This window comes from Streptomyces sp. A3M-1-3 (assembly GCF_024213665.1).
Classification (GTDB): Bacteria; Actinomycetota; Actinomycetes; order Streptomycetales; family Streptomycetaceae; genus Streptomyces.
Genome location: NZ_JANAVP010000032.1, coordinates 46,792 through 57,373, shown reverse-complemented (window position 1 = coordinate 57,373; position 10,582 = coordinate 46,792). Strand labels below are relative to the sequence as shown.

The window sequence follows — 10,582 nt, the reverse complement described above, 5'->3', positions numbered from 1 at the left end:
CCTTGCTCCCCCCTCTCGTCTCCATCTCTCCCCCCCCCCCCCCCCCCCCCCCCCCCCCCCCCCCCCGCCCCCCCCCCCCCCCCCCCCCCCGGCCCGCCCCCCCCCCCGCGCCCCCGCGCCCCCCCCCCCCCCCCCCCCCCCCCCCCCCCCGCCTCGGCTATGCCGAGGGGGGCCTTCGCCGTTGGTCCCCGTTCAGCGACCGGCGGCAGGGGCGCGGGCCGCCAGGGCTGGGATGGACGCGATCTTTTTCGCGTCCAAGTGCTCCCACACCAGTCCCGTCGGGCGGTGAGGATCGCGGCAGGTGATGACCTCGTCGGGTGTGACGATCAGGTCCACCCCGAAGTCGTGCCCCGTCGCGGGCAGTGCCTCGTCCAGTACCTGCAAGGCGTGGACGGTGGTCACCACTACCGTCTCCGGGCTGATCAGACCAGCTTCCATCAGGAAGGCGAATTCCAGATCCGAGTAGCCGGCGCCCTTGCCAATGCGTACGCCCGCGCGGTTCACCGCGACGCTTCCGACCACCACCATGTCGACGGGACGCAGGGCCTCGACACCGACTTTCGGGGCCACGGAGGCCGCGACCTTGCTCGATGCCGCTTCGCCGGGCGGAATGGTCAGCGCCGCTGGGTCCAGGAGGTAGAACGGGCGGGCATCGGCGAGCTTCGGTACAGCCATGAACACCGTCTTGCCTTCGACAAGCGCACGGGCGCGAACCGGAAGCTGGGCCTTGTCCGGTACCGCTTTGATGACGTGAGCGGCGCGCCACTGCGACAGGTCCGCCAGCCGGTCCGCAGCTCGTTCGGCGCCCTTGAAGTTTGGGATACGGCCATGGACCGCATCGTGGACGGCGTCGGCTGCATCGAGCAGGTCCCAGGCGCGCTCGCGTACCCGCTGCTTTTCCTGATCCACCTGTGTCGCCACGTCGGTCCCCTTCACGCCGCTTCCATCAGAGCCATGAGCCGGTCTTGCGCATCCTGCACCGCCGGTTCGCTCCGCCAGGGACGCATCTCGCGGGCAGCACGGAAGACGATGTTCATCCCACCACCTCCCCGCGTGCCGTGCAGTTCCTTTACGGCGTCGTTGAACGTCGCCAGCGCGGCGTCGAGATCCCCCTCGCGGATCCAGGACAGCGCGAGATTGCCGAGGACGATCGCGCGGGACTTGCGTCGGTCCTGTAACTCCATCGCAGTCTTCTCAAGGAGCCGCTGGGCCTTGCGGTAGTCGCCGAGGGTGAGGTAACAGGAGCCCGCCAGTCGTCCGAAGTGTGTGGGGGACATGGGCGGCGTCAGAGCTGTTGGCCTGTTCCAGATGCCGTTCCGCCCCCGCCAGAGCTCGCTCGCATTCACGGCCCTCTCCGAGGAAGGCGTGGGCCTCAGCGGCGTGCAGCCTGCCGGGATGATCTCCAACGGCATCGGCAACCTCGGCAACCTCCTGTACAGCCGCCGCTTCACCGTCACCAACTGATCAAGGAGATACCGTATGGCCACCATCACCAACACACCATTCTGGGCCGCTACCGCAGAGCGCGGCATCCGCACCTTCGCCCCAGGCCCTCGTGATGCACCGCGCCCCACCTCGGCTGATGCCGAGGTGGGGCGCCTTTGTCGTTGAGCGCGGTGGCTACGCCGCGGCGACCAGCTCGCGCGCCCGCTCGTTGAAGTCGGCGACGAGTCGATGCGTCCCGAACGGCTCCATGCGTCGCTGCAAGTCCTGCACAGCCTCGACGCACCGCGAGCTCTTGACCTGCCGCGACAGTGAGAGCGTCCGCAGTCCCGCTGAGAGCGCCGCCTCGAGGTCACGCCGCTGCAAGTGGGAGACAGCGAGCGCGGCATGCGACATGGCACCCCGGCGGGCGCGACGCTGCTTGCGGGCGTGGTCGATGGACTGGCGCGCGTGCTGCTCGGCGGTCTCGGCCTGGCCGAGGTCCCGGAAGGTGTTCGCGTGCTCGCCGTGCAGGTACGCGGGGTCGATGAACGCCGCCCACTCCTGCTCGTCCTCCAGCCGTACGCGGCCGTAAGCCGTCTCGGACTGCGTCACAGCACGAGCCGCGTCGGATTTGTCACCGAGCTTCGCCAGGGCACGAGCCTCCAGGGCCCACAGATCAGCGAGGCACGCGGGGGAGGTGTTCTTGCCCAGCCCGGCGCGGCCGGCCTGCGCGAGCCGCCGGCCTTCCGCCGGGTCGCCGAGCAGCGTCGCCTGGTCGGCCATTCCCGCGAGGACGTGCGCGCCGAGCGCCGCGTTCTTCGACTCCTCCGCCAGGCGCAGCGACTGGATCAAATACCGCTGGGCAGTGCCATGTTCTCCGGTGTCGTACGCCATCCATCCGAGGAGATAGGTCTGCTCGGCCGCTGCTTCGCACAGCGCCCGTCGCACCTCGTCCGAATGCGTTCGGCGGAGCAGCGGGTAGACGTGCTGGTTCACGTACTCGGCGAGGATGAGACGTCCCGAGCCGCCGCCCTGCAGTACGTCCATTCTCTGGAACTCGCCGAACATGTTCTTCACTGCGGTGACGTCTTCAAGGCGTACGCGCGGGCCGGGATCCGGGCGTTGATCAATGGTGTTGAGCAGCCAGTCGCGCGAGGGCCCAACGGCTGCGACCGCGGCGAAAGGTGCCGCTGCCAGGAACTTTCGACGATCCACGTCCGCTCTCCCCAAGTCGGCGACGGCTTCTACCGTAACGGCGAAAGACGAGTTGTAGGCGAGCGAACGATCCGCGGTGCCGCCCTCGGCGAAGCCAAGGTCGTACGTTGTGACCCGAAATCCGACGCTCGCCGAGATCACGTCGGCCATGATCTCGGGCACCGGAGGGCGTGGCTGGAGGCCGGCCAGCCAGCGCCTCACGGCCGTGGCGTCCGTCTGAATATGCGGCTGACCCCACACCTGAGCTGCGGCTTTGACGCGGCGGGCCAACTCCTTGTTGCTCATACCCGACCGCTCAAGCCACCGTGCGAGATCCGTGTTCGGTGACGTCATGTTGAGTTCCTACCCCTTCGCCACGGCCGGTAGTTCAAGTGCCACCCCTTGCCACCCCTTCCGACGGTACCCCCGGACGCGCCCCCGAGGTTGCCTGGATGAACGAACCAACCGTGCAGGCAAGGGAGTTGCACTCACATGCCAAGACCAGCGGCGCAAAGGTTCTCCCGAGCCGATGCAGCGGTGCCCGAGGCGCGTTCATTCTTACGCCATGTGCTGAGCGAGTGGGACATCATCGACCGCTTCGACGACGCTGTGCTCTGCCTCTCGGAACTCGCGACGAACGCGATTCGGCACGGGGTCCCGCAGGGCGGATACTTCCTCGTCAAGGCATCCCTCATCGACGGCCGCCTGCGCATTGAGGTCCATGACCAGTCCGGCCTGCTGCCGCGCGTCAAGTGCCCGGAGGCGGACGACGTGTCCGGACGTGGCTTATTGCTCGTGGACGCCCTCGCGGACGGATGGGGTGTAGAGCCGCGCGTTCCGTGCGGCAAGACCGTATGGACCGAGTTCAAGATCGAAATCCGGCAGGAACCAGCGGCGGGGGTGATCCCATGCTGACGCAGCCCGCCACGATCACGCCGAGCGCCGGACTGCTCGCCTCGGTGGCCGCATGGTTCTGGATCGATCCCACGAAGGTCGGTCACGTCGCCTTCCTGCTGATCGCGCACCCGCCCGGTCGCCGCCCGGGAGAGTCGCCACAGATGGTCGAGGCGCGGATGCGGGGCCTCGCCGACGCCCTCACGCTGGCCGAGCCGGCCGCGCTCCTCCCCGACATCGGTCCGCGGCTCTTCATGCACCGGGAGTCGGACGCGCTGCTCAGGCTCGACGGTTGCGACTACTTGCTCCACGTACCCATCGGCGGTGGCTGGGCGCGCTTCGTCTGCGACGGGGGAACCGTCACTGTCGTGGTCGGTCTGGACCCGCTCCCCGTCAGCTCGTCGCTTGAAGTCGTCGACGCGTACATCACCGAGCGCGCGACGCAGGGGCGGCTCCTACTCGGTAAGACCCGCGCCGATCGTCCACGGCATTCCATCAAGCCAGGGGCACCGCCTGTGTAGGGCCACCGCGAGGTCTTCAGCGCGAGCGTCGGACCGCACTCGCGCTCGCATCCATGGGCATCGACTACGACGCCCCGAAGGCTGGGAGGATCCCGTGCATGACCTGATCGTCGCCCCGTTCCTGGGCGACCACCTCGTTTTACGCCCCGGAAGTGCGAAGGGGATGAAGATCCCGGCGCATCGATACCTCGAACTCCAGCAGGCCGCCACGGCCGACGCCGAGGTCCCGACGTGGTTGCACCGCCCCGTGAAGCGCCAATGGGGTCTGGACTTGAGCAGATCCACGGCGGACGCTGCCCTGTTGGTGCGTGATCCGTCTCCGCACGGCCACGGCCGGGCCTCGTACGAGCTGAATCTTGGATGCAACTGGGCCTGCAAGCACTGCTATCTGGGGCTGAAGGAGTTCGCCGGTCTCGACTGGCCCGAGCGGGAGAGGCTCCTGTACGCGCTCCGGGACGCGGGCGTCGTCTGGCTCCAGGTCACCGGCGGCGAGCCCACCATCGACCCGCTCTTCGCGGCGGTCTACTCGCTCGCCTACGACCTCGGCATGATGATCGAGGTTCTGACCAACGGCTCCCGTCTCCACAACCCGCTGATCCTCGATCTCCTCATGGCCCGCCGTCCCTACCGGTTGACGCTCAGCGTCTATGGCGCCACCGAGGAGAGCTACGACGGTCTCACCCAGCGACGCGGCGCCTGGAAGCAGTTCACGCGCGGGCTGGACGCGGCGTATGAGGCCGGGCTGCCGCTGGAGCTGACCGTCATCGTCACCGAGGACAACGTCCACGAGGTCGACGCGATGCACGCCCTCGGCGAGCGGTACGGCGCGGTGACGCGCGAGTACTCACAAATGTCACCCACCATCTACGGCGGAGCGGAGTCCCTGCCCTCCCAGGCGACGACCTACCTGGGCAAGCGGAAACCCTTCACCGGTTGCGACGCCGGCCACACCTCCCTGCACGTGGACTCCCACGGCATGGCCAGCGTCTGCAAGGTTTCCCGCGACAACCCGATCCCCCTTGTGACCGAAGGGGTCGCGGGACTGTCCCGGCTCGGGCACATCGCCGACCGGGCGCTGGGGCGCCAAGGCGGCTGCGCCGGCTGCACCCTCAGCGAGTCGTGCAGCACCTGCATGCCGCTCGCGGCCTTGTACCGCAAGGCCAAGGCGCCCCTGAGCCGCTACTGCCAGCACACCGACAGGGAAGGGAGGTGACACCCGCTATGTCACTCGTCGCAGTAGAGATCTCCCCTCGGCCGCAGGCCGAAGAGGAGGAGATCGAGTTCGTCGACGACCTCGACGCCATCTCCGGCACCGAGGTCATGCTCGGCTGCGGAAACGACAACCCGTACTAAGCCGAATCCACATCGGGGCCGCTCGCCGCGTGCGGGCGGCCCCGCAGCTCGCTCCCGCTCCTACACTCTCGCCGTGGTGAACATGAGACTGCACTGGAACGACCTCCCCACCGCCACCCGCGACGCTGTCGCCGCCCGTACCGGTCCCATCCACGCGGCGACGACCGTGGACAAGGGCCTCAACAGCGAGATCGCCGCAACCCTGGAAACCGGCGCCGGACGCGTCTTCGTCAAGGGGCTGCGCTGCGATCACCCCCGCGTCTGGACCCAGCAACGCGAGGCCACCATCAACCCGCACGTCGCCCCGCTCGCCTCGCGCCTGCTCTGGCAGATCGACGACGGCGAGTGGAACCTCCTCGGCTTCGAGTACCTCGACGGCCGCCCTGCCGACTACAGCCCGGGCTCCGCCGATCTCGCTCTCATCGCTGACGCGATCACGGCGCTCGCCGCCGTCCGCGCCCCAGTGGACTTCGAGCTCAAGCAGATCGAACAGCGCTTCGCCGACTACCTCGACAACTCCGACGACGGCCGGCTCCTCCGCGGGAACACCCTGCTCCACACCGACTGGACCCCGGACAACGTACTGATCGTCGACGGCGCCGCCCGCGTGGTCGACTGGGCCTGGCCGACTCGGGGAGCCGCCTGGATCGACGCCGCGTGCTGGACGGTCTGGCTCATCGCCTCCGGCCACACCGCCCATGACGCCGAACAGTGGGCCGCGAAGACTCCGGGCTGGGCCGACGCGCCCGCTCGCGCCCTCGACGTGTTCGCCACGGCCCAACAACGGCTGTGGAACGGCATCGCGGTGGACGCCCCCGACGTCCCCTGGAAGCGTAACCTCGCCGACGCCGCCGCCCAATGGGCCGCCCATAGGCGCGGCGGACGAAGGGAACGATGATGGCCACCGACCCGCCCATCCACCCGTACGAGACGCTCACCACTCCCGACGGGGAACAGGCCGACATCGACACGGAGATGGTCCCCGTCATCCGCGAACTATGGCGCCTCGGCTTCACCACCGTGACCTGTTGCCAGGACGTCGGCGAAGCCACCGCCGACGTCCGCGCCCAGCGCGAGCCCCCGCTCGGCTACGGCGGCGACGGCTTCATCGCCTACCACCGCGGCTACGCACTCTTGAAGATGCCGGTCGCCGATGCCCAGCGACTGGTCGCGCTGCTCGCAGACACCACTGGCTTCGGCGACCGAGTACGCCATCCCTGGCGACCCGGCTCATGGCGCGTGAACGTCCCTCTCGAACCGGATGGCCTCGCCGCCACCGCCCTCCTCCACTTTCCCCGCGCCCAACTTCCCGAGCTCGTCGGCACTCTCCGATAGGGACAGGCGTTGAGTGATCACGTTGAGACAGCGAGGGCGACCGTGTTCGCGGAGTACCACCTCTTCCGGATCAGTGATCCGGCGGGGCCGGTGGTGGCCGACGACGTGGATGGGACCGACAACGGGCTCGTCATGGCCACCGACGGCAGCATCGAGATCATGACCGGCATTCACACCGGCGAGGTCGACCTCACAGTCGCCCGATGCGAACACGAGCCTGAGCCCGCAGCCGGGAACTGGGAGGAGATCGCCGAGATCTCCCTGCACTCTCCCTCCGGCAAAGTCATCGTCCACGCGCTCATGGGCGACGAGGCGGACGTGCCGACGTTGGCTGCGAGCGGGGCGGGTGACTACCGGCTCCGCGTCCACGCCCGCGGCCGGGACACCGCCGTCGACGTCGCAGTGGAAGAGATCGTGGAGTGGTACCTGATCCAGTGTTGGCCTGCTCCTGCCGGACCGGCGGGTGCTGGTCAGAGCAAGCGACGGTTACGGCGCGGCACAACGTGCAAAGCCTGACGGCGACATGCCCGTCACGAGCCACGAGCCACGAGGACAAACCGCAATGGAACGAGACATTCTGAGGCGGGCGGCACAGGGCGACCACTCCTGACCAGCCGGCCCGCCGCTTCGCTCAGCACCGCCCCGTGCAGCCATCTGAGCTGTACGGGGCGGTTCTCTGTTCCGCTTGCGATGGGAGCCGGAAATTCGCCAGATTCACTGGGAACTTGTTCCAACGTACGGCCGCCGTCCCACCCTGGTCAGAGGGGCCGGACGGAGGCCGTTTCACCGCGTTTCCTGGGGAGTCTGGGGAGTGCGGGGCCCATCAAATGCGCAACATCAGCAACGCCATGAAACGCACGTCTCCGCAGGTCATGGCCATTTACGGCCGATCCTCCCCGGCATCCCAACGCTGGCCCGAGTTTAGAGGTGCTAGGCGAAGACGACCGTACGGCGGCCGTTGAGCAGCACGCGGTGTTCGCTGTGCCACTTCACCGCGCGCGCCAGCGCCTGGCACTCCACATCGCGGCCGACCGCCACCAGCTGCTCCGGCGTCACCTCGTGCCCCACGCGCTCGACCTCCTGCTCGATGATCGGGCCCTCGTCGAGGTCGGCGGTCACATAGTGCGCCGTCGCGCCGATCAGCTTCACGCCGCGCTCGTGCGCCTGGTGGTACGGCTTCGCGCCCTTGAAGCTCGGCAGGAAGGAGTGGTGGATGTTGATGATCCGGCCGTTCAACTGCTTGCACAGATCGTCGGAGAGCACCTGCATATAGCGGGCGAGGACGACCAGTTCCACGCTCTCGGCCCGGACCAGCTCCAACAGCTGCGCCTCGGCCGCCGCCTTGGTGTCCTTGGTGACCGGAATGTGGTGGAAGGGGATGCCGTACGAGCCGACGAGCTCTTCGAAGTCCGTGTGGTTGGAGACGACCGCGGCGATCTCGACCGGCAGCGCGCCGATCGACGAGCGGAAGAGCAGATCGTTCAGGCAGTGGCCGAACTTCGAGACCATCAGCACGATCCGCATCCGCTCGGACGCGCGGTGGATCTGCCAGTCCATCCGGAACGTGTCCCCGATGGCGGCGAAACTGGCGCGCAGCTTCTCCAGCGTGACGGGCGGCTCGGCGGAGAAGTGCACCCGCATGAAGAAGAGCCCGGTGCCGTGGTCGCCGAACTGCTGGCTGTCCTCGATGTTGCAGCCGGTCATGAACAGGTAACTCGACACGGCGTGCACAATGCCCTGCTTGTCGGGGCAGGTCACCGTCAGGACGTACTGCTCAGGCTGCGGCTCAGGCTGCGGGGCGCTCATGAACCCAAAGGATTCCACACCCGCGCGGGCTCACGCCGACCGCGTCATGATCCGCAGTACATCCAGCGAGCGCGGAGCGGCGTCCGGGTCGTCGCCGTCGCTCGTCGCGAGGCGTACGTGGGCGTCACGGGCTGCCCGTACCGCCTCGGGCCAGGCGTGGTGCTCGATGTACGCGGACACGGGAGCGTCCGCCCCGACCTGGTGCATGATGCGCAGCACCCGCAGGACGGCGGTGTCCACGAGGGCGGCCTCCTGGAAGTCACGGAAGACCGTCCCGACGTACTTCTCGGCGGACCAGTTGTCCAGCCAGGTGTCCTCGACCAGCCGGTACACGGCGTCGGTGACGTCACCGTAGCCGTCGAGGCCGGCCAGCCAGCACTCCTGCTGGAAGGCGGGGTCGGAAAGCATGTGCAGCGCCGAGCGCACATTGCTGCGCCAGCGCCACCACGGCATGTCGTTGAGCGGCATGCCGCCCATGGTGGGGGAGCGACGGCCGCGACGGGAAGAGTTCTCCGAACCTTGCACGGTTGCCGATCGTACGTTCCCGTTTCGCGGATGCGTACGCACCCCTGCAATTCATCTTTACGTCACCGAACGTTGAGCAAAGCTCACTCGGGTGTTACCCGTGGGGCGGAATTGTGCAGAGTCATGACCGGTCGGCGACGTACCTCCTCCCTCCGCCCTACCCCTACCGCGTTGATCACCGCGCTGTGTACGGCGGTCTGTGCGTCACTCATCGGGGGATGCGGTGTGCTCCCTGGAGACTCGGGGGGTTCCAGGGAGCCCCTCACCGTGATGACCTTCGCGCCGGACGGAACCCAGGCCACGAACATGGCGGGCATGCCGGCCATGGCGAGCGCCTACGCGCGCTGGATCAACAGCCGCGGCGGCATCAACGGCCGGGATCTGAAGGTCATCACCTGCAACGAGCACAACACCCCGGTCGGCGCGGGCGACTGCGCACGGCAGGCGGTCACCGCGAACGCCGTCGCGGTCGTGGGCTCGTACAGCCAGCACGGCCGGGCCTTCATGGCCCCGCTGGAGACCGCGGGCATCCCGTTCATCGGCGGCTACGGCGTCTCCGACGAGGAGTTCCAGAGCACGCTCTCGTACCCGGTGAACGGCGGCCAGCCGGTCCTTCTCGCGGGCAACGGGCGCCAGCTCGCCCAGGACTGCGAGCGCGTCTCCCTGGTCCGTCCCGACACCGTCGCGGGCGACACGATGCCGATACTTCTCAATTCGGGCCTGGTGGCGGGCAAGCGGGCCGAGGCCGCCGATGTCCGCGCCGCCGAGGACGCGGGCGACTACAGCGCGAAGGCGCGCGAGGCGCTGAAGGAGGCGGGCGCAGACCCGTCCCTGCCGGGGGTCATCGGTGCCGCCGCGGCGACGGAACGGGCGTCGAAGGGCTGCGTCACCGCCGTGCTCGGCGAGCGGACGGAGACGTTCTTCGACTCCTTCCGGCGGGTCCAGAAGGACCTCCAGAAGGTCCGGATCTCCTCGGTGCTCGGCAGCGTCAGCCAGGGCCTGGTGAACCGCACCGGCGGCAAGGAGGGCCCCTTCGAGGGCGCGTACGTCACCGGCTGGTACCCGGTGGCGAGCGACCCGCTGTGGGAGCCGATGCGCAAGGTGATCAGCGAGCACGCCTTCGGCGACGACCGGATCGACCCGGCCGACACCGGCATCCAGACCACCTGGATCGCGTACACGGTGTTCACCGACATCGTCCGCTCGCTGGGTGAGAACGTCAGCGCACCGCGGGTGGCCCAGGCCCTCGACCGCACCCCCGGAATCGACATGGGCGGCCTCACGCCGAAGCTGAGCTGGCGGTACGAGGACATGCGCGCGGTCCGGGGCTTTCCGAGGATCGTCAACGGCCGGGTGACGTTCCAGGTGGTCCGCGAAGGCCGCCTGGTAGCCCTGGAAAAGGGCTCCCGAGACATGACAGCAACCCTGGAAGGCGCTCCACGAGCAAGCTAGCCTCGCGGCCGGCGGCCGCGGCCGCGTGCGAACCGGCCTGGGGCATGCGGCCGCTGGGCGACACGCCGGGCGGCCTT

The 10,582-nt window shown here is 68.6% G+C and carries 14 protein-coding genes; 9 read left to right on the top strand and 5 right to left on the bottom strand.

Annotated features, from left to right (window positions below):
- Positions 1-192: 192 nt before the first annotated feature.
- Both NLX86_RS28580 and NLX86_RS28575 read right to left on the bottom strand, forming a co-directional pair.
- Complete coding sequence (locus tag NLX86_RS28580) at positions 193-936, bottom strand: 5-formyltetrahydrofolate cyclo-ligase (protein WP_254374692.1); 744 nt, start codon at positions 934-936, stop codon at positions 193-195.
- Positions 933-1,277 (bottom strand): tetratricopeptide repeat protein, encoded by a 345-nt coding sequence (locus NLX86_RS28575; protein ID WP_254374691.1) that lies wholly within the window; start codon positions 1,275-1,277, stop codon positions 933-935. Before NLX86_RS28575 ends, NLX86_RS28580 begins: the two co-directional genes overlap by 4 nt.
- 31 nt (positions 1,278-1,308) lie before the next feature.
- Here NLX86_RS28575 and NLX86_RS28570 point away from each other — a divergent pair, with 31 nt between their 5' ends.
- Entirely contained in the window at positions 1,309-1,464 is a 156-nt protein-coding gene (locus tag NLX86_RS28570) for a hypothetical protein (RefSeq protein WP_254374690.1), read from the top strand.
- Between the two features lie 156 nt (positions 1,465-1,620).
- Here NLX86_RS28570 and NLX86_RS28565 read toward each other — a convergent pair whose 3' ends face one another.
- Complete coding sequence (locus NLX86_RS28565; RefSeq protein WP_254374689.1) at positions 1,621-2,973, bottom strand: transcriptional regulator; 1,353 nt, start codon at positions 2,971-2,973, stop codon at positions 1,621-1,623.
- Positions 2,974-3,156: 183 nt separating this feature from the next.
- Here NLX86_RS28565 and NLX86_RS28560 point away from each other — a divergent pair, with 183 nt between their 5' ends.
- The 7 genes from NLX86_RS28560 to NLX86_RS28535 all read left to right on the top strand — a co-directional run bounded on the left by NLX86_RS28560 (position 3,157) and on the right by NLX86_RS28535 (position 7,238).
- Positions 3,157-3,534 carry an ATP-binding protein gene (locus NLX86_RS28560; RefSeq protein ID WP_254374688.1) on the top strand — a complete coding sequence of 126 codons (378 nt, stop codon included), beginning with the start codon at positions 3,157-3,159 and terminating at the stop codon, positions 3,532-3,534.
- Positions 3,528-4,034 carry a hypothetical protein gene (locus tag NLX86_RS28555; protein ID WP_254374687.1) on the top strand — a complete coding sequence of 169 codons (507 nt, stop codon included), beginning with the start codon at positions 3,528-3,530 and terminating at the stop codon, positions 4,032-4,034. The genes NLX86_RS28560 and NLX86_RS28555 overlap by 7 nt, the downstream gene beginning before the upstream one ends.
- Positions 4,035-4,128: 94 nt before the next feature.
- Positions 4,129-5,247, top strand: a complete 1,119-nt coding sequence (locus NLX86_RS28550) for a radical SAM protein (protein ID WP_254374686.1) — start codon at positions 4,129-4,131, stop codon at positions 5,245-5,247.
- 8 nt (positions 5,248-5,255) lie between these two features.
- On the top strand, positions 5,256-5,387 hold the full coding sequence (locus NLX86_RS34585) for a hypothetical protein (protein WP_302061879.1): 132 nt from the start codon (positions 5,256-5,258) through the stop codon (positions 5,385-5,387).
- An 82-nt stretch (positions 5,388-5,469) separates the two neighbouring features.
- The gene (locus tag NLX86_RS28545) at positions 5,470-6,285 is read left to right on the top strand and encodes an aminoglycoside phosphotransferase (protein WP_254374719.1); all 816 of its coding nucleotides are present in this window, start codon (positions 5,470-5,472) and stop codon (positions 6,283-6,285) included.
- Positions 6,282-6,722 carry a hypothetical protein gene (locus NLX86_RS28540; RefSeq protein WP_254374685.1) on the top strand — a complete coding sequence of 147 codons (441 nt, stop codon included), beginning with the start codon at positions 6,282-6,284 and terminating at the stop codon, positions 6,720-6,722. The genes NLX86_RS28545 and NLX86_RS28540 overlap by 4 nt, the downstream gene beginning before the upstream one ends.
- A 9-nt stretch (positions 6,723-6,731) precedes the next feature.
- Positions 6,732-7,238, top strand: a complete 507-nt coding sequence (locus NLX86_RS28535) for a hypothetical protein (protein ID WP_254374684.1) — start codon at positions 6,732-6,734, stop codon at positions 7,236-7,238.
- A 414-nt stretch (positions 7,239-7,652) separates the two neighbouring features.
- On the opposite strand, the gene purU is transcribed toward NLX86_RS28535, so the two are convergent.
- Both purU and NLX86_RS28525 read right to left on the bottom strand, forming a co-directional pair.
- Entirely contained in the window at positions 7,653-8,528 is an 876-nt protein-coding gene (purU, locus tag NLX86_RS28530) for a formyltetrahydrofolate deformylase (RefSeq protein ID WP_254374683.1), read from the bottom strand.
- A gap of 30 nt (positions 8,529-8,558) precedes the next feature.
- Complete coding sequence (locus NLX86_RS28525; RefSeq protein ID WP_254374718.1) at positions 8,559-9,005, bottom strand: hypothetical protein; 447 nt, start codon at positions 9,003-9,005, stop codon at positions 8,559-8,561.
- A 171-nt stretch (positions 9,006-9,176) separates the two neighbouring features.
- On the opposite strand from NLX86_RS28525, the gene NLX86_RS28520 reads away from it, so the two are divergent.
- Positions 9,177-10,505 (top strand): ABC transporter substrate-binding protein, encoded by a 1,329-nt coding sequence (locus NLX86_RS28520; RefSeq protein ID WP_254374682.1) that lies wholly within the window; start codon positions 9,177-9,179, stop codon positions 10,503-10,505.
- The last annotated feature ends 77 nt before the right edge of the window (positions 10,506-10,582 follow it).

Coding starts and splice junctions, on each gene's coding strand:
- NLX86_RS28555 (WP_254374687.1), top strand. CDS start 3,528: ATGCTGACGCAGCCCGCCACGATCACGCCGAGCGCCGGACTGCTCGCC.
- NLX86_RS34585 (WP_302061879.1), top strand. CDS start 5,256: ATGTCACTCGTCGCAGTAGAGATCTCCCCTCGGCCGCAGGCCGAAGAG.
- NLX86_RS28565 (WP_254374689.1), bottom strand. CDS start 2,973: ATGACGTCACCGAACACGGATCTCGCACGGTGGCTTGAGCGGTCGGGT.
- NLX86_RS28570 (WP_254374690.1), top strand. CDS start 1,309: ATGCCGTTCCGCCCCCGCCAGAGCTCGCTCGCATTCACGGCCCTCTCC.
- NLX86_RS28540 (WP_254374685.1), top strand. CDS start 6,282: ATGATGGCCACCGACCCGCCCATCCACCCGTACGAGACGCTCACCACT.
- NLX86_RS28545 (WP_254374719.1), top strand. CDS start 5,470: ATGAGACTGCACTGGAACGACCTCCCCACCGCCACCCGCGACGCTGTC.
- purU (WP_254374683.1), bottom strand. CDS start 8,528: ATGAGCGCCCCGCAGCCTGAGCCGCAGCCTGAGCAGTACGTCCTGACG.
- NLX86_RS28525 (WP_254374718.1), bottom strand. CDS start 9,005: ATGGGCGGCATGCCGCTCAACGACATGCCGTGGTGGCGCTGGCGCAGC.
- NLX86_RS28575 (WP_254374691.1), bottom strand. CDS start 1,277: ATGTCCCCCACACACTTCGGACGACTGGCGGGCTCCTGTTACCTCACC.
- NLX86_RS28520 (WP_254374682.1), top strand. CDS start 9,177: ATGACCGGTCGGCGACGTACCTCCTCCCTCCGCCCTACCCCTACCGCG.